We start from the raw sequence: 17,668 nt of genomic DNA on the forward strand, positions 1-17,668 counted from the left end.
GCGACGCTGCCCTCTACCCTCTCTGCCCCTTTTTCATAGCACATCTCGATCAAGGGGGAAAGACCACACCTGCTGATTCGGAGACATCTCTTCACAACAGGATCTGCAAAACCGCATGATCTGGTATCCGACAGAGAAGAAGGGAAAACCTCTAGATGGAAGAACACCGGAGCGTTCCACCGTCCCCTGAAGATGAAAGCGGACGAAACTCCGGAGACTGAACGTGCAACCGAATGAGGTCGATAGGGGTGACCAGGTTGCGGCCCTTCCCCCTACATCCATAGAAACAACGAGAAATGCGGTGCGGGCGGAAAAACTCCATACAATAGCAAGGCAAGAGGAGAACAGATACCGATCAGGGGAGCAGGGGAAGGAGGGTGAGAACCCGAACCTGGATATGGCAATGCAGTGCAGAAGGTATGCCCGCGGCCGGAATGCCGCTGATCTCTTTCCGGTCGATGGGCCATGGAGTACCTGCTCCCGATCGTGCTTGCTCCGAGGTTTATATTTGTTGATTAACAGAAAGTGTTAATCAAACAAAAGAATTTGATAACTCCTGAAACCTTATAGTTTTCGCTTTGGCTCTCCGGGCATACCGGCCGCCGTAGCATCCCGGTCTGGTGCGATCTATATCCGAAAAAAGGCTGACTACAGAGATAGTTAAGTCAACAGGATTTATTGAACCAATATGGGGAAATCAACAGTGTAATAACGGCCACTCGCCATACCTGATGTCATATGGCTGTGATCCCGTGGAGATAACCGATTCGAAGAGAGATGACCTCACCGGGGAGGCGGAGGCGTGCAGACAGATGCTCCTCCCGGTGAAGGAGGAGATGCAGAAGGTGATCGTCGGACAGGAGGAGACGATCGACGGCCTCCTCACCGCCCTCGTGGCAGGGGGCAACGTCCTCCTCGAAGGGGTGCCCGGACTTGCAAAGACCCTCATCGTCCGGTCCCTCGCCTCCTGCATCGACTGCTCCTGCGCCCGCATCCAGTTCACCCCCGACCTCCTCCCCTCGGACATCACGGGGACGACGGTGTACAACCAGAAGGACGGCACCTTCTCCCTTGTCAGGGGCCCGGTCTTCCACAACATCATCCTCGCGGACGAGATCAACAGGGCGCCGCCGAAGGTGCAGTCCGCGCTCCTCGAAGCGATGCAGGAGAGGCAGGTGACGATCCAGGGCGAGACCCTGCCCCTCCCCGACCCCTTCTTTGTCCTCGCCACCCAGAACCCCCTCGAGTCAGAGGGCACCTATCCCCTCCCTGAGGCGCAGACAGACCGTTTCCTCTTCAAACTCCTCATCGACTACCCGACAGTCGCGGACGAGGTCGAGATCCTGGACAGGTACGCCTCAGGAACCAGCATCGCCCCGGCCTGCGTCCTCTCTGTCCGGGACCTCCAGAGAGTGCGGGCGGCGGCACGGGCCGTCCACGCCGACACCGCGGTGCGGGAGTACGCGGCCAGGGTGGTGGACGCCACGCGCCACCCGGCCGCGTACTGCCTCGACCTTGCAGACACCGTCACATGGGGGGCCTCGCCGCGGGCGACCATCGCCCTCGTCCTCGGAGCAAAATCCCGTGCCCTCCTCGCCGGCAGGGGCTACATCGTCCCCCATGACATCAAGGCCGTCGCCCACGCCGCCCTCCGCCACCGTATCCTCCTCACCTATGCCGCCGAGGCCGCGGGCACAGGTACCGATACGGTCGTCGACACCGTCCTTGAGGCCGTCGAGGTACCGTGATGGAGGAGGACATCGCCGCCCTGATCCGGGGGGTGCGGCCGGTGCCCCTCCAGGCCCTCCTCCCTGTCGGCGGCATGCAGGCAGGCAGGCACCGCTCCTGTCTCACCGGGCAGGGGGTCGAGTTTGCCGGGATCAGGGCCTATGTCCCGGGCGACGACGTCCGCACCATCGACTGGAAGGTGACCGCACGCCGGGGCGTCCCCTATGTGCGGGAGTACGCGGAGGACAGGGAGACGACCCTGTACCTCGCCGTCGACGTCTCGGCCTCTGCCGGTTTTTGCGGCACGGCAGGCAAGGAAGAGGCGATCATCGAGGCGGCGGCAGCGCTCGCCCTCGGCGCGGGGGAGAACGGCGACCGGGTCGGCCTCTGCCTCTTCTCAGACAGGGTGGAGACGTTCATCCCGGCGCGGCGGGGGAAGAGGCACATCGCCGCCGTCCTCTCCGCACTCCTCGACCGCCTCCCCTTCTCGGGGGGGACAGATATCGCCGCACCCCTCAGGTTCATCGCCGCCGCCGTCCCGAGGCGCTCCACCGTCGCCGTCGTCTCGGACTTCTTCGGAGACCCCTTCTTCGACGACCTCGCCATCCTGCGGCGGCGCCACGAGACCGTGCTCGTCAGGGTCGTCGACGCCGCGGAGGACGCGGTCCCTGATGTCGGCCTCATCTCCCTGGAGGACCCGGAGACAGGAGAGCAGATCCTCGCCGACACCTCAGACCCTGTCTTCAGGGCCGGGTACAGGGAGGCCGCAGAGGAGGAGGCGCGTGCCCTCGCCATCGGCGCCGGCACCTGCAGGACACCTCTCCTGCCCCTCAGGGCAGGGGACGACCTCTCCGATGCCGTAACGGGGAGGAGGAGGTAGATGCCAGGCTTTACTCATCCCCTCTGGCTCCTCGGCCTCCTCGGCCTCCCCATTCTTTACATCCTGTACCTGCGGGCGCAGAAGAGGCGGAAGACGGAGGCACTCCCCTTCTCCCGCGTCGCCCTCGTAAAGGCGGCCCTCCCGCGGCCGTCACAGCGGCCTCTCGCCCTCTTCCTCTTCACCCTCCTTGCGATCGGCCTCATCGTCACCGGCCTTGCCGGCCCGCACGTCCCCTTCGCCGGCGTCCACGAGGGGGTGAGCGTCGTCCTCGCCATCGACACCTCGGGGAGCATGGCCGCGGCCGACTATCCTCCGAACAGGCTTGAGGCCGCAAAGGCCGCCGGAGGCACCCTCCTCTCCGGCCTCGAAGAGGGCGACTATGCCGGCGTCGTCACCTTCGAGGCCGGGGCGATGAGCGCCGCCTACCTCTCCCCGGACCTGGCGCGGGTGGAGGGCAAACTCGCTACCGTCAGACTGAAGGACGGCCCGACCGCCCTCGGCGACGGCCTCGCCCTCGCGGTGGACATGGCCGACGCCATCCCGAACAGGAAGAAGGTCGTCGTCCTCCTCTCCGACGGCGTGAACAACGCGGGCATCATCACGCCCTTGGAGGCGGCGGCCTTCGCGCAGGAGCGCAACGTGCAGGTCTTCACCGTCGGGCTCGGTTCTGCCGCCCCCGCCGCCTTCGGGCCGACAGAGGACGGGACGATGCAGTACGCGGACCTCGACGAGGAGACCCTGCGGAGGATCGCGGAGGCGACAGGCGGGACCTATTATCGGTCTGTGGACGGCGGCACCCTGCAGGAGATCTATGCCTCCCTCCCGGGTGCGATCGCGCGGGAGCCCGAGGAGACAGACATCGCCGCACTCTTCTTCGCCGCCGCGGCCCTCGTCCTCCTCGCGGAGTGCTGGCTCAGGTACGGGCGGGGGCGGATCCTCCCGTGATCAGGAAGGTCCTCCTCCTTCTGTTCCTCCTCACGGCCGTCCAGACCTGCAGCGCCGGGGAGGTCGTCCTCACCGTGGCGGAGAGCGAGTACACCTTCCAGGTCGGTACCCCGGCCGGGATCGAGGTGTCGGCCGCGAACACCGCCGGCACGGAGACGAGGGGCACCCTCACCGTGGCGCTCAGGCCGGAGGGGAGCACGACGGGACGGACGCAGGTACGGGGTGTCGTCCTCAATCCTGGCACGACCGCCGTCCCGGTGGCCCTCGGCACCTTCGACACCCCGGCGACCTGCAGTCTTGAGGTTACCTTCGCCTCCGCAGACGGGAAGGCCGCAGCCCTCAGGGGGATCACCATCCACTTTGTCGAGGAGGTGGAACAGGTCGAGGAGAAAGAGACCGGTGGGCCTGTCAGTTCTGTACCAGAAAATGCCGGAGAGACAGGGGAGCGGTCGCCGCCCCCGGGCAGGGGCGGCACGACCGACCGTGAGATCCAGGCCGGGCAGGCGGCACAGGACGCGGCCGCTCTCAAGGAAGTGCTCCAGAGTGAGACAGGTCTGAAGAAGAAGGCAGAAAACGATCTTCTTGCACGAGCAGAGGCCGACACCCTGGTCAGGGACTTCTACCGCCTGCTCAAGGCAGAGGGTTTTGCACAGGCCGGCCGGTCTGCAGATCCAGACTCCGGCGCCTTCGCCCTCGCCTACAGGCGCGGGGGAGATGAGGCGGCTGTCAGGGGAGTGATGGAGGAGACGCTCGCCTATGCTGTCCTTGAGACCGGCGCACCCCTCAGGGTGCCTGCAGTGCTCGAAGAAAACGCAACATTCGAGGACTATGCGGCCACCCTCACCACCGAAGGACTCTCCAGAGGGCGGACAGTCATCAATACAACCCAAGAACAGAGTACCATAACCCTGGCGTGGGGGGAGGCGGCGGCCTGGATCAATGCCACCGTCGTCGGCGGGGAGGTGACAGAGGTGGCCCTCCACAGGCACCTGAACTGGTTGCCCCTTGCCGCCCTGATGGCGACCCTCGTCGCCGTGCTGGCGGCGGCCCTGCGGGCAGGCGGGCCGTCCGAGGGCTCAGGGCAGGGAGAGGAGGAAGAGAAACAGGACACAGCCTCCCCCTCACCGACCGCCATCCTTGCGCGGGCGCGTGAGGAGTTCAGGAAGGGGGAGACAACCCTCGCATACCGGGGTGCAGCCCGGGCGCTCAGGGTGCATATCTCGCAGAGCCACGGCAGGGGGACCGAAATCACCGACGAGGAGGCACTGGTCCTCCTTGCAGGAGACGATGCGGCGGCACCGTGGGTGCGCGACGCCCTGCAGGTCTGTAGCAGAGTCGCCTTCGCGGGGCGGTTCCCGTCTGATGAGGAGTTTATCCGTATCACAGAAAAGATCGGGCGGCATCTCGGTGGCCGCGAGGAGTTTAAATGATCTATTTAACCCGGGCGTGGCGGCCTCCAGCCGCACGTCGTATCTTCCCCCTTTTCAGGACCAATTCCGCAGGTTTTTATCCGAGCAACAGCGAAAACGAGTACAGGAGATTTCTATGACAGTCTATGTTGCAATGGACGACACCGACAACCTCGAGTCACGCGGGACCGGGCGGCTTGCACGGGCCGTCGCCGCCGCCCTCGCGGAGACCTATACCGTGTACGGTGTCACCCGCCACCAGCTCTTCTTCAATGAAGCGATCCCCTACACCTCCCACAACTCCTGTGCGGTCGTCCACCTCCCCGGGGAAGGGAAGGCCAACATCCCGGAGATCTTCGAGACGACAAAGGAGATCATGCTCGGAGACTTCGTCGAGGGAAGCGACCCCGGCCTTGCGGTCGCCGCGGCAGAACAGATCTCTCCTGCCCTCGTCGCCTTTGGCAAGGACGCAAAATGTACCGTGCTTACCCAGGAGAAAGCGCGGACACTCTCCCGCAACCTCGGCATCAGGCTCGAAGGGCTCGGCGGCACAGAGGACGGCGTGATCGGGTCTATGGCCGGGATCGGACTTGCCTCCACAGGGAACGACGGGAGGTTCCTCCAGATTGGTCGGGTCAGGGAGATCACAGGCCCCGCAGAGGTCGACACTCTTCTCGGCGCCGGCATCGATATGATCTGCACCCTTGACGGCAGACCGGTCGACGGCGGAACAATCTGGTGCAAAGAGGGCAAGTCTGTCAAACCCTGTCCGATCGGTGGCAGGGCCGTCCTCTACGTCGAAGAGAAGGACGGGCAACTCTGGGGAGTAAAGAGAGACTGACATGGAGTTCCGGACGCGCGTCATCGCCGGTTTCGCCGTTCTGGCCGTGATCGCTGTCCTTGCGGTGGCAGTCCAGATCATGGCGGAGTCCCTCTGCATGACCGATGACGAGACACCGCTCCCGATCATCTCGTCAGAGATGACCTTCACGCGGTCCGACTTCCTGTACGGCCCCGCGGAATACAGGCCGTACGCCCATCCCCTCTCCCTGAACACCCTGACAGGCGACCCCGATGGCCAGTGGTACCTCATGTACGTCATGCTGAACGAAACACCGCAGGGGGGCAACCCCTTCCTCTTCAAAGTACAGTCTGTCGCCGTCGACTACGAGTTCACCGACCTTGCCGGCACGGCCGCCGTCTCCGTCTACGGGGCGCGGCCCTTCGGTGGGGCGGCATGGACGAACAGGCAGGACGGTTATGGCTCATGCGGGTATTTTGTCCAGGGCACGGCCGACGTGGGCGAGGACATGCCCTGGACAGTCCCCCTCAAGGCTGGCAACCCGGCTATGGTCCGCCTCTCCAACACCCACGGCCTCGGCCCCGACGAGATCCCGACAGGCACCGTTACCTTCGTGTTCGAGCGGGACGGGAGCGGGCTTGACGCTCTCCATATCACGACCGACCCGGCCCAGAGGAAGGGCGGAGTCACGCGCGACGCCCCCGAGACCGGGCGGTTCTACCTCACACACACGGGCGGGAGCGCCGTCGGGTCGGTCTACCTCCTCATCGCGGTGGACCGCCCCCAGCCCGACACTTTCTCCCTGAAACTCACGACACAGTACGCGGAGGTGGCATGATGGCGGTGAAAGATCCCTACTTTTCCCTGTATGAGACTGCCCTCCTTTCCCTCTGCGGGGCGTTTGTCTTCGTCGCGAAGACCATGGTCAAGATCCCCCTCCACGTGCCGGGCCACTCCGGGATCTTCATCGCGATCCCTTTCATCATCGGTGCCGGGCTCGTCAAAAAGCCCGGGGCCGCCACCTATATCGGGCTGATCTCAGGTCTCCTATTCTCCTTCTTCGGCCTTGAACCTCTCCACCTCTTCGATGTCTTCAAGTACGTGGCAATGGGCCTCGTCGTCGACGCCGTCTCCGTTCTCTTCGCCTTCCGCATGGAAAACCCGGCCGTCGGCTTCATCGCCGGGGCGGCCGGCAACATCGCGAAGATGGCGGTGAACTACAGCGTCCACATTCTCCTCGGTGTCCCGGCCACCTTCATCATCCTCGGCATCGGCATCTCTTCGGTGACCTTTCTGATCTGCGGCGGGATCGGTGGGGCGATCGGCGCTCTTGTCATCGGCCGCCTCCTCAGGGCCGGAGTGATCGGAGGCCATGGTACCTGACGCGATCCTCATCGAGGGACTCTCGGTCTCCTATCCGCCCGACAGGTCGGGGCAGGAGAGGCGAGCACTCAAGGGCGTCTCCTTTGCCGTCAGGGAGGGGGAGTTCGTCCTCCTTGCCGGCCCCTCGGGATCGGGCAAGTCCACATTGCTGCGGTGCATCAACGGCCTCATTCCCCACTCGCACCGGGGGACGGCAGAGGGCCGGGTCGTCGTCCGCGGCCACGAGGTGAGGGACTGTCAGGTCTGCCGCCTTGCCCTTGAGGTCGGGACAGTTTTCCAGGACCCCGACCACCAGCTCTTCACCACCAGTGTCGAGGCCGAACTCGCCTTCGGGCTCGAACAGATCGGCCTCTCCCACCTGGAGATGGAGGCACGGATCAGTCATGCGGCCGGGACGATGGGGATCGACTATCTCCTGAAGAGGGATGTGGACGCCCTCTCCTGGGGGGAGAAACAGCGGGTGGCGATCGCGGCGGTCCTTGCGATGGAGCCCTCCGTTCTCCTCCTCGACGAGCCCACATCAGGGCTCGACGTCGACGCCTCCCGGAGGCTTGTTGCAGTCCTCTCCCACCTGAACAGGGAGAGGAGCCTGACCATCGTCGTCGCGGAGCACCGCACCGCCCCCTTCCTGCAAGTCTGCACGCGTGTCGTCGGCATCAGGGACGGGACGGTCGTATCCGACGGCCCTCCCGTGGCATCTGCCGGACCCCTACCTGAGGCATTTTCGGCCGTCACCGCACCCGGCACCGGAAACCTCCTCCTCGCTTTCGAAGGAGTGACCTATACCTACCCGGGCCAGGACCACCCGGCCCTCGACAGCGTGACCTTCGGGGTCGGTGCCGGCGAGATCGTCCTCCTCACCGGGCCGAACGGCTCGGGGAAGAGCACTCTCCTGCGGCATGCGAACGGGCTTCTCCGACCGGACCGGGGGAAGGTTATCGTGAACGGTCGGGAGACGGTTTCCCTCACCGTGGCCGCGGCCGCCCGCTCAATCGGGCTCCTTGCCCAGCACGCCGACACGCAACTCTTCGCGGAGACGGTCAGGGACGAGATCGCCTTTGCACCTGAAAACCTTGGATATGCCCCGGAAAAAACCGGCCTCTGCGTGCAAAGGGCGCTGAAGATACTCGGCCTTGAGAGGATAGGCACGGACACGCCCCCTCTCAACCTCTCGGTGGGGGAGAAGCAGCGCGTCGCCATCGCGAGCATCCTTGCCATGGACACGCCCGTCCTCGTCCTGGACGAACCGACGCTCGGCCTCGACCCTGCACGCAAGACCGAACTTGCCGCCCTGCTGAGAGACCGCACCGGCGCCGGGTGTGCCGTCCTCGTCGCCACCCATGACCCGGAGTTCGCCGCGTTCTGTGGCGGCCGGAGGGTCGCTCTCAGGGGGGGACGGATCGTGGCGGAGGGAGACGAAGGATGACAAAAAAAGGCGTCTATTTCGTGCCGGGGAACACCTGGCTCCACCGCCTCGACCCGGCGACAAAGACCGCGGCCCTGGTCATCGTCAGTGCGACTGCTCTCCTCACCGAAGAGCCCCTGCCCGTCTTCGCCCTCTGTGCAGGTGTCGCCCTCATCGCTACACTCTCCCACCTATTCAGACCATTTGTACGGTCGCTACGCTTTCTGACGCCCCTCTTTCTTTTCGTCCTGATCATCGACGCCTTCTTCCCCCGCGCCGTCTCCGGCGCTGTCTACGTCACCACCGGTATCGGACCCCTCCAGCTCATCCTCTCTGAAGGCGGCATCCTTTTCGCCCTTGCAATGGGACTCCGCCTCCTTGCCATCGGCGGCTACTCTTTCCTCTTCATCATGACGACGCCCTTCTCAGAATTTGTCGGGAGCATGCGTTCTCTCGGCCTCCCGAACACCCTCGCCTTCTCCCTGGGCTATGCGCTCCGCTCCATCTCGGCTCTCACCGCAGACGTCGCCGGGATCATGGACGCCCAGAGGTCGCGGGGCCTTGAATTCGACAGGGGAAATCTGCTGGAAAATAGGCACAAGATCCTGGCGCTATTTGTCCCGGCGACGGTCTTGGTCCTTTCACGGGCGCGGCAGGTCTCGGAGGCGATGGAGTGCCGGGGATTCGGCTGCACAGACCACCCGACGCGGTACGGCAAGAGGAGCGTCACACCGGAGGACGCATACCTGATTCTGCTCGTTCTCGCCTGCGCTGCCCTTGCGGCCGCTCTCTCATAACCTTTTCGTCTCCTGGCAGGCATTGAGGACGTCGTCCATCAGGGAGAGCGAGCCCTCGATCCCGGCAAGGGTGCGGGCCCGCAGGCGGACCCGGCCGCGCTGCGGGAAGGTGATCCCCACGTAGGGGACATCAGGGGCGACCGCATGCTCGAAGGACGACCCCAGGATCAGGCCGGGCTCGGTCTCCAGGATCATGTCCCTGATCGCGTTGAGGGAGGTGACCGCGCCCTCTCCGTTCCGCGGGGCACGGACGACGACCTCGGCGTCGAGATAACGGACGAGGGCGTCGGAGACGAAGGTGGCGTATGCCGCCTCCCCGAAGACGGCGACAGTCGGGGGGTCAGAGCGGGAGAGGAACTTGTCTGAGGCGCGGCCGATCCTCTCCTCCGCGGCGTCGGCTTCGTCGAGCACGGCCCCGACATCGAGGCCGCGGAGATCGGCGAGTCTCTCGAAGGCCGTCTCTGTCGCGGGGATGCCGAGGAGGGATCCGGCAGGTGTCCCGATACCGGACGCAAGGCCCGGGTTGGTCTGGAGGACGGCCGCACCGCATCGGCGGAGACTGTTGAGAGGGCCCGCGGCGATGGCAGCGGCGACGGTCCCCCCGGCCGCGCCGACCAGTCTTTCGGCCTCCAGCATGTTCCCCCGCCAGAAGGGGTCGATCGGGTTCAGGCCGTCGATGGTGACGCCGGTTTCGCCGGGATCGACGGTCGGGGCAAGAGCGGAGATCGCCCGCCTGTACCCCTCCTCCATGCCGCCGGTAAAACCCGGACTGTCGACGACAAACGCCTCTATCCCCTCAAGGGCCTTTCCGATGTCCTCCCCCATCACGGCAGGGACGCAGCTCTGGACCACCGCCACTGGTCTGCCCGTACCCGCGATCTCGCCGACCACCCGGCGCAGGCGCTCCTCCGCCCCGAAGATCACCTCCTCCTCCACGATGAGGGTGGCATGGATGGGCGTCTGGAGAAGAGAGGCCGGATAAAAGTAACAGCCCGAAGAGCCGTGGATCACCACGTCAAGGCCGGAAAAGCCGGAAAGGCAGGACGCGGCGCCGCACATTGCGCAGGGCCAGACCGGGTTTGAGCAGAGACGTTCAGGCATGGATCTGCCTCCTCCAGCGGTGGAGCAGTCGCCTGACCCCGGCCGTCCCGACAGGCGGACTGTACGGGAGGGCAAGGCCGGCGCCGCCGGTGTCGGCCTTCAGGTCGAGCGCCTCCATAACCCGGCGCACAGGTGCATATTCCACGGCATGAAGGGTCATGGGGCCAGGGGAGAAGGCCGCCCCCCGCATGTCTGCAAAGGAGGCGAGCATCTCCTGCTGCCTCTCCTCCTCCGCGGCGACGGCGTCGTCCGACGGCATGCCGAGGGCCGACCCTGCTTCCTTCAGGAAGCTGATGCTCCCCTCCATCCCGATGGGAAATGACGAGATGTACGGGGTGCCGAAACGCTTCTTCAGTGCCTCGCCGACAGGGGCGAGGGCAGGTTCCCTGAGGATGTTCAGCCGCCCGGCCCCGATTTTCGCGAGGTCGGCGAACCTGACCTCTCGCACAAAGCGCAGGCCGACATCGACACCAAGGGCAGCAAGGAGTCTTTCGACCTCCCTGTAATTCTCCTCGACCTCGAACTCCAGGTTCTTCTCCCCGATGATCGTCACCGTCTCTGTCTCGGCAGGCACCGGGTCCGCCGCACCGGCAAGGGCCGTCAGGGCCGCATGCAGCCCGTCCGTAAAGACACCGCCGAGGAAACCGGCCGTCGGCACAGGGACGACAGGCACGCCGAAGTCGGTGGCACAGACAGAGGCGACATCGTCTCCGATCGTCCCGGCGATGCAGGTCGTGAGGACAAAGACCGCAGCCGCCCCGCCGTCGACAACCCGCCTGACCGTCCTCTCCAGCGCCTCCTCGCCGCCGAAGATGATATCGCGCTCGCCCAGGTCGGTGGAGACCACTGACGGGAGGCGCAGACAGCCCTGGTCGGCCATGACGGCATGGAGGAGAGAAAAATTGTGGTGGGCGCACCCGGCAGGACCGTGCACGACGGTGACGGCGTCCTCTACCTGTGTGGTGACCGAGAGAGCGCCTGTGAGGGTGCAGCCCTCATACCGGCGTGAACTGGAGGGCGAGGTCTTCAAGTTCATCCATCTCAAGGGGTGTCGGTATCGAACTCCGGGTGTTTGCTGTCACCTGTGCGGCAAGACTCCGGTAGACGGCGGCCTGCTCCGATGCAGGGGCATACTCCATCACCGTCTGCCTGTGGATCTCGGCAAGCTGCACGGTCCGGGACCGCGGGATATAGGCGACCATCTCGGAGTTGATCCGCCGGGCAAACTCGCGGACAAGTTCCTCCTCGCCCTCGGTGTTCTTCGCGTTGCAGATGACCCCGGCGAGGCTGCACGAACTCCGCGACCTCTGGGAAAGCCGTGCGATCGCCTTGGCGATGTTGTTGGCGGCGTACAGGGCCATCAGTTCCCCGGACGTGACAAGATAGACCTCCTGCGCATATCCCTCCCGCATCGGCATCGCAAACCCGCCGCAGACGACGTCACCCAGGACGTCATAGACGATCACGTCACCTTTCAGGGCCCCGAGACGTTCGAGGAGCTGGAAGGTGGCGATGATCCCCCGGCCAGCACAGCCGATGCCGGGCTCGGGGCCGCCGGCCTCGACGCACCTGACACCCGCATACCCGGTAAAGACCACCTCGTCGGTGGTGATCTCGCCTTCGCCCCGTTCCCTGACAAGGTCGAGGACGGTCGGTATCCATGCCCCGTGCATCAACATCCTGGTAGAATCGTGCTTCGGGTCACAGCCGATCTGCAGGACGTCAAGGCCGACCTCTCCGAGAGCCGCTGAGAGGTTTGCCGACGTGGTGGATTTGCCGATCCCTCCCTTGCCGTACAGGGCGATCTGTTTCATCCCTCTTTCATGGGCCTGCATCAGATATATAGTGCGTTGGTTTTAATACAAATTGCCTGAGGTTGTCCGGGACACGGTCAGACTTCCTGAGGTCATCCCAGAACACTCGTTCATTCCTCTTATCTCTGCATGGGGAATCGGGAGAAAATCCCCTGTTCTGATCGATGCCCTTCTCGACTCCTTGCAGTCGTCACTCGAAAATAGGATTGGCCCCGGGAAGAGAGAACGGAGATCCAGAGGGGGGAGACTGCCCTCCACCCCCGATCCTGACACTCAGTCAAACCCCTTGACAAGGCCGACGAAGAGGACGAGCACCGGCACAATCTCCAGCCTCCCGAACCACATCAGGAAGATGAAAACCCATTTCGTGGGGAGATTCATATCGGGGTTGACAAAACCGGTGGAGATTCCGTTGTTGCAGAAGGCGGAGGTGATCTCGAAGATGACATTCGAAGACTCGAAGGAGGTCTGAGGCTCGAAGTGGAGGACGGCAACAGTGCAGAGAAAAATCGTCAGGAAGTACATGATGATGATGAGCATGTTCTTCGAGACCTCCACCTCGGCGATGTTCTTCTGCACCGTCCGTCCCTCGTGCCTGAAGGGAATAATTGCCTTGCCGGAGACGAAGATCCGCCTGAACCACCAGAGAAGACTCTCCAGGCCGAGGAGGACACGGGAGATCTTGAGGCCGCCGGCGGTCGAACCCGACGAACCCCCGATCAGCACCAGGATGATCAGAAAGAGGGTCGTTACCGGTGGCCATAGACTGGGAGAAGCAGTCTGGAAACCTGTACTCGATATCCCGGCCGCCGCCATGAATATCCCCCGGCGCATCGCGGTCAGCAGGTCTGTGCCGGTGAGGACGAAGAGGTCGAGGGTGAGGACGACAAAACCGCTGAGGGCGAGGATCAGGAGAGTGAAGGCCTGACGGTCCCCGAAGATGCTGAAGGTCCTGTGATGATACATCAGGTAATAGAGTTTGAAGGGCATGGCTCCGGCGAGCATCACGATCACGAGAGAGAGTTCGAGAAGGACGTTGTTGTAGTCTGATATGCCCCCTGACGTAACCGAGAAACCGCCGGTGGCGATCGCCGTCATGGTCAGGTTCATTGCATCCCAGACAGGCACGCCTGAGAGGAGGACGAGCCCGAAAGAGAGGAGGGTGATGATGATATAGATCCGCCACATGGCCATGCCGGTGCCGACGACGCTCGGCATGAAGGCCTCGGAGCGTGCTTCAGAGCGGTACAGCCCGCGCTGGACAAGGCCGGACCTGCTCGCGAGGGCGACGGTGAAGGCGACGATCCCGATGCCGCCGAGCCACTGCATGAATGAACGCCAGAAGAGGAGGGTTTTCGGGGCGGCGCCGACATCGGAGAGGAGGGTCAGGCCCGTATCAGTCCAGCCAGACATTGCCTCGAAGATGCTGTCTGTCACCGACATGTGCAGGCCGATAATGAAGGGGACCGATCCGATCAATGCCGAAATGAGCCAGATCAGGGCAACCGCCATCAGCGCAACGGAGAGGCGCGGCTCCCGCGCCGGCCGCGGCACCTGCGCAAGCAGGCTGCCGACGATGATGAAGAGGAGAGGGACGAGGCCCATCGGGACAAACATCTCCCATTCCGAGTAAGCGACGGTGACGATGAGGGGGATGGCGGCGATCAGGCCCATGAACCTCAGGATCTTCCCCATATCCCCTGAGACGCTGGAGAAATACTCGAATCGGTCCATTGATTACAGATCTCTGCTCTGGAGGACTTATCCTTTTCTTATTCTGTGCGTTGTGTATCCCCCTGCAGCACGAACCAGCGGTTGAGGATCCGCCAGGCAAGGATGAGTTCGGCAACCTCGCCGGCGGTGACGTACTGCCTGTCGCAGTAGACCCTGATGCCCTCGGCCTTTGTCTGCCGTCCGAGGTTCCTCGCCAATCTCCGGATCGCCGAGTGGTTGATCTCGCCGTCGAAGGTGAGGGCGCTCATCTCCTGACCGTCGACGTTTGATATCCCGTACTCGAGGAGAAAGGGCCGGTTAGAGAGCGTGAGGAGTTCCCCGAGATCGATGGAGAGCCCGATCTCCATCATCTGCCGAACAAGTTTTTTCTGGAGCACTGTGACCCGGTAGATATTCCTCACCTCGCTTGCCTCCGCGCCGTAGCCCGAATAGGCGATCTTCACCACGGCGTCAGCAAAGCGGCGTTGCGGGGCGATATACCGCGCATAGTCGGACTCCCGCGCCTTCATTTCGGCAATGACCTCCTCTCTCGCGTATCCCCGCCCCTCCATATCACGGCGCAGTTTCCAGAGTCTTTTGACACACGGGTCAGGGTCCACAAAGATGGAGACGTCGATAAGGCTGCGCAGGTCGGGGGTGAAGAAGGTGTGGAGGCCTTCGAGGATGAGCACCTTCGAGGGCCGGAAGGACACAGGTTGGTCAAAAGTCCCGTTGTCATGGTTGTAGACCGGTTTCATGATGCACTCGCCCCGTTTCAGGGCCCGGATATGGTCTGCCAGCAGGTCGAGATCGTTCGCCTCGGGAATCAGGGGGGTGATCCCCCGTTTACGCCGTTCCTGCCGGTCATAGCGGTGGTAGTCGTCGAGGGTGATGGTGGAGACGAGGTCGTCGCCCAGGATCTCCCTGATCGCGCGGGTGAAGGTCGTCTTCCCCGACCCGCTGTCGCCTGCGACGCCGATGACGAAGACTGAAGAGGAAGCGGCGATCCTCTCCCTGAATACGGGGGTGTCCATCGTTCCGGAGATGCGGGGGCGGGGAGTTAAAGGTTGCGAAAAGGTCCGGGGTGTGGAAAAAAAGGGGTGAAACTCTGTTGAAATTCTCATGCCCTGAGTGATGTCTCCCCCGCGATTCACAGGGACAGAGAACCTCTGCCTCCCCCCCCCTCCAGTTTGCCGGGGGACTACAGCGAAACCTTTGGTTTCTTGACCTCACTTCATTCTGTCCTCGACAGCTGGCTTTCTCGTTGCCCCCGGACCCCCGCTCAGGATTGGTCCGGGGAAGAGTGAACACGATATCCAGAGGAGGAGCCAGTCCGCCCTCTATCCTAATGGTGGGGGGACCGGGGGCAGAGCCCCCCGGAGGAGATACACATGCACTACCTTCCCTACTGGTCCCCCGGCAAACTGTAGGGCAAGATGGTGGATTGACACTTCATCTCATAGGACCAGGCAAATGAATCGATCCCGGGTATGAAGGTTCCTGCAGAGTTGACCTGTCGAACTCACTCGCGTTCGTCGGTGGATGAAGGCAGCGTGTCCGTACTTGCACCATTAAACGCGGAAAAATCCCCGGAGAAGTATGAAAACCCTCCCAGATTCCCCTCTAAAAAAAGAGATCGAGAACCGCTCAAGAAACCATTTCCTGAGCGGCTCTGCAACATTATTTCCTGTTCGTCCAGAGGCCGTGGATATTGCAGTAGATCCGGGTCTTTGCGTTGACGTCGTCGATGTGGAAGACGGCCTCGGGGGCGTCGCCGGGCTTGAGCTTGTGGACATAGAGTTTACGCCCCTTCCGCACCTCGACCCACTCGATATAGTGTTTCTCCTCCATTGGGTGCGGGACGCCGCCCACCTTCACTCTGATCCCCGTCTCCGTCTTCTCGAGGACGGGGACGTGCTTCTCCTTCCCGACGTCGGAGGTCTTCTCCTCCATCTTCACCATCGGCGCTCCGCAGCAGACCAGCTGCCCGTCGCCGGCATGTGCGATCTTCACGACATTCCCGCACTTTTCACATTTATAAACGTCCAGCAGTTCGGTCATCCGTGATCCTCCCTTCTACGGTTCTGTCACTATGCCCTCATGCTTCTTAACAATTGTGTCGGCGAGGTCGGTGAGCGCGGAAAGGTCCTCCGGTCCGGGATAACCGCGGACATAGACGGGATCGATCATCTCAGCTTTGAGGGGAGCGAGGGTATCGGTGATGTACTGCACGGCCCTGCCGCCCCAGCCAAAGGAGCCGATGACCGAGACGAACTTCGTCTTCGGCTTCAGGGCGCCGAGGAGATAGGCCGCATGGACTGCCGCCGGGTGAGGGCCGAAGAGGACGGTCGGCGCTGCAATGACGATCGTCGCCGCGTCGACGGATGTCATCGCCACCTCGCCGAGGTCTGCTCGCGTCAGGTCGTACGGCCGCACCTCAACCCCCCGCTCGATGAGGGCGTCGGTAAAGAACGAGACCATCTTCGCCGTGCTCCCGTGCATCGAAACGTACGGGATCAGAACGAGGTTCTTCACGGCGTCCGAGGTCCAGTCCTCATAGGCACCGAGGATGAGCGAGGGGTCGCGGTACAGCGGGCCGTGGCTCGGAGCGATGATCGCCACATCTCTCTCGGCTGTCTTCTGCATCGCCGCCTTCACGCTCGTCCTGAAGGGCATCATGATCTCGGCGTAGTAGCGTTTCGCCGCGTGGTAGACCGTCGTGAAATCCCTCACGAAGAGTTCGCTTGTGGCGAGGTGGGAGCCGAAGAGGTCGCAGGAAAAGAGGATACCGTCCTCCTTCTCAAAGGTGAGCATCGTCTCGGGCCAGTGGACCCACGGCGTGACAAGGAACTCGAGCGTCTTTCCGCCGAGGTCAAGGGTGTCGCCGTCCTTCACCATCTGGATCCTCTCGGGCGGGATCTGCAGGAGGCGGTCGAGGAGGTCGCAGCACTTCTCGTCAGCGATGACCGTCGCTCCGGGGAACATCTCCAGGAGGAGAGGCAGGGTGCCCGAGTGGTCCTGTTCGGCATGGTTGATGACGATGTAGTCCAGGGACGACATGCCGAGCTTCATCAGGTTCTTCAGGAGTTCTTCATCGAACTTCGGGTCGACGGTGTCGATGAGTGCGGTCTTCTCCGTCCCCCTGACCACGAAGGCATTGTAACTCGTCCCCTCGGGGGTGCCGATCAGGGCGTCGAAGAGCCGCAGGTCCCAGTCGACGACACCCACCGAGTAGACATCAGGCACAATCTCCCGTACGGCCATGTCATGCCACCGGTTTGAATTTTGTCTTCGCAGCCCCGCAGACCGGGCAGATCCAGTCGTCGGCAAGGTCTGCAAATGCAATGCCCGCTTCGATCTTCTGTTTCGGTTCTCCCTTTGCCGGGTCATAGACATGACCGCAGATCATACACTGATATTTTTCCATAGTCTCTCCTCACTCGGCCTTTTCCTCTATAAGTCTTCGCCTTATGGCAAAAATAACGTTTGGAGCATCCCCGAAGGGATCAAGCCCCTCTCACTCGTCCATCCGAACAAAGTTGCTCTTCTGTGCACCGCAGACCGGGCAAACCCAGTCTTCGGGGAGGTTGTCAAAGAATGTTCCGGGAGCAATCCCACTGTCGGGGTCTCCCTTTTCCGGGTCATAGATATACCCGCAGACCATGCACTGATACCGATCCATAGGTCACCA

18 protein-coding genes are annotated in these 17,668 nt (G+C 63.0%); 9 read left to right on the forward strand and 9 right to left on the reverse strand.

Annotation, left to right across the window (positions count from 1 at the left end; genetic code table 11):
* Positions 1-752 precede the first annotated feature (752 nt).
* The 9 genes from MEFOE_RS05725 (at position 753) to MEFOE_RS05765 (ending at position 9,349) form a co-directional block, all read left to right on the forward strand.
* Entirely contained in the window at positions 753-1,748 is a 996-nt protein-coding gene (locus tag MEFOE_RS05725) for an AAA family ATPase (RefSeq protein WP_235809573.1), read from the forward strand.
* Entirely contained in the window at positions 1,748-2,608 is an 861-nt protein-coding gene (locus MEFOE_RS05730) for a DUF58 domain-containing protein (protein ID WP_067049554.1), read from the forward strand. Before MEFOE_RS05725 ends, MEFOE_RS05730 begins: the two co-directional genes overlap by 1 nt.
* Entirely contained in the window at positions 2,609-3,553 is a 945-nt protein-coding gene (locus MEFOE_RS05735) for a vWA domain-containing protein (RefSeq protein ID WP_067049557.1), read from the forward strand. It abuts the gene before it with no gap.
* On the forward strand, positions 3,550-4,983 hold the full coding sequence (locus tag MEFOE_RS05740; RefSeq protein WP_067049559.1) for a hypothetical protein: 1,434 nt from the start codon (positions 3,550-3,552) through the stop codon (positions 4,981-4,983). The genes MEFOE_RS05735 and MEFOE_RS05740 overlap by 4 nt, the downstream gene beginning before the upstream one ends.
* Before the next feature lie 115 nt (positions 4,984-5,098).
* A complete protein-coding gene (locus MEFOE_RS05745; protein ID WP_067049562.1) occupies positions 5,099-5,803 on the forward strand; it encodes an ABC transporter substrate-binding protein in 705 nt (234 codons plus the stop codon).
* A gap of 1 nt (position 5,804) precedes the next feature.
* Complete coding sequence (locus MEFOE_RS05750; RefSeq protein ID WP_067049565.1) at positions 5,805-6,602, forward strand: hypothetical protein; 798 nt, start codon at positions 5,805-5,807, stop codon at positions 6,600-6,602.
* Complete coding sequence (locus MEFOE_RS05755; RefSeq protein WP_328585443.1) at positions 6,599-7,147, forward strand: ECF transporter S component; 549 nt, start codon at positions 6,599-6,601, stop codon at positions 7,145-7,147. Before MEFOE_RS05750 ends, MEFOE_RS05755 begins: the two co-directional genes overlap by 4 nt.
* Positions 7,137-8,573: an ABC transporter ATP-binding protein gene (locus MEFOE_RS05760; RefSeq protein ID WP_067049568.1), complete on the forward strand. Its 1,437-nt coding sequence runs from the start codon at positions 7,137-7,139 to the stop codon at positions 8,571-8,573. Before MEFOE_RS05755 ends, MEFOE_RS05760 begins: the two co-directional genes overlap by 11 nt.
* Positions 8,570-9,349, forward strand: coding sequence for an energy-coupling factor transporter transmembrane component T family protein (locus MEFOE_RS05765; protein ID WP_067049571.1), 780 nt, complete (start codon positions 8,570-8,572; stop codon positions 9,347-9,349). The genes MEFOE_RS05760 and MEFOE_RS05765 overlap by 4 nt, the downstream gene beginning before the upstream one ends.
* Here MEFOE_RS05765 and MEFOE_RS05770 read toward each other — a convergent pair.
* The 9 genes from MEFOE_RS05770 to rd form a co-directional block, all read right to left on the reverse strand.
* Positions 9,344-10,450, reverse strand: a complete 1,107-nt coding sequence (locus tag MEFOE_RS05770) for a nitrogenase component 1 (protein ID WP_067049573.1) — start codon at positions 10,448-10,450, stop codon at positions 9,344-9,346. The two genes, MEFOE_RS05765 and MEFOE_RS05770, sit on opposite strands and share 6 nt — an antisense overlap.
* The gene (locus tag MEFOE_RS05775) at positions 10,443-11,486 is read right to left on the reverse strand and encodes a nitrogenase component 1 (protein WP_067049576.1); all 1,044 of its coding nucleotides are present in this window, start codon (positions 11,484-11,486) and stop codon (positions 10,443-10,445) included. The genes MEFOE_RS05770 and MEFOE_RS05775 overlap by 8 nt, the downstream gene beginning before the upstream one ends.
* A complete protein-coding gene (gene cfbC, locus MEFOE_RS05780; protein WP_067053041.1) occupies positions 11,446-12,264 on the reverse strand; it encodes a Ni-sirohydrochlorin a,c-diamide reductive cyclase ATP-dependent reductase subunit in 819 nt (272 codons plus the stop codon). Before cfbC ends, MEFOE_RS05775 begins: the two co-directional genes overlap by 41 nt.
* A gap of 273 nt (positions 12,265-12,537) precedes the next feature.
* Positions 12,538-13,998 (reverse strand): TrkH family potassium uptake protein, encoded by a 1,461-nt coding sequence (locus tag MEFOE_RS05785; RefSeq protein ID WP_067049579.1) that lies wholly within the window; start codon positions 13,996-13,998, stop codon positions 12,538-12,540.
* Between the two features lie 38 nt (positions 13,999-14,036).
* Positions 14,037-15,011 (reverse strand): phosphoribulokinase, encoded by a 975-nt coding sequence (locus tag MEFOE_RS05790; RefSeq protein WP_067049581.1) that lies wholly within the window; start codon positions 15,009-15,011, stop codon positions 14,037-14,039.
* A 646-nt stretch (positions 15,012-15,657) separates the two neighbouring features.
* Positions 15,658-16,038 carry a desulfoferrodoxin gene (locus MEFOE_RS05795; protein WP_067049584.1) on the reverse strand — a complete coding sequence of 127 codons (381 nt, stop codon included), beginning with the start codon at positions 16,036-16,038 and terminating at the stop codon, positions 15,658-15,660.
* Positions 16,039-16,053: 15 nt separating this feature from the next.
* Positions 16,054-17,241: an FprA family A-type flavoprotein gene (locus MEFOE_RS05800; RefSeq protein ID WP_067049587.1), complete on the reverse strand. Its 1,188-nt coding sequence runs from the start codon at positions 17,239-17,241 to the stop codon at positions 16,054-16,056.
* Between the two features lies 1 nt (position 17,242).
* Complete coding sequence (locus tag MEFOE_RS05805; protein WP_067049590.1) at positions 17,243-17,404, reverse strand: rubredoxin; 162 nt, start codon at positions 17,402-17,404, stop codon at positions 17,243-17,245.
* Between the two features lie 90 nt (positions 17,405-17,494).
* Positions 17,495-17,659, reverse strand: coding sequence for a rubredoxin (gene rd / locus MEFOE_RS05810; protein ID WP_067049593.1), 165 nt, complete (start codon positions 17,657-17,659; stop codon positions 17,495-17,497).
* Between the last annotated feature and the right edge of the window lie 9 nt (positions 17,660-17,668).

It is taken from the genome of Methanofollis ethanolicus (assembly GCF_001571385.1).
Lineage (GTDB): Archaea > Halobacteriota > Methanomicrobia > Methanomicrobiales > Methanofollaceae > Methanofollis > Methanofollis ethanolicus.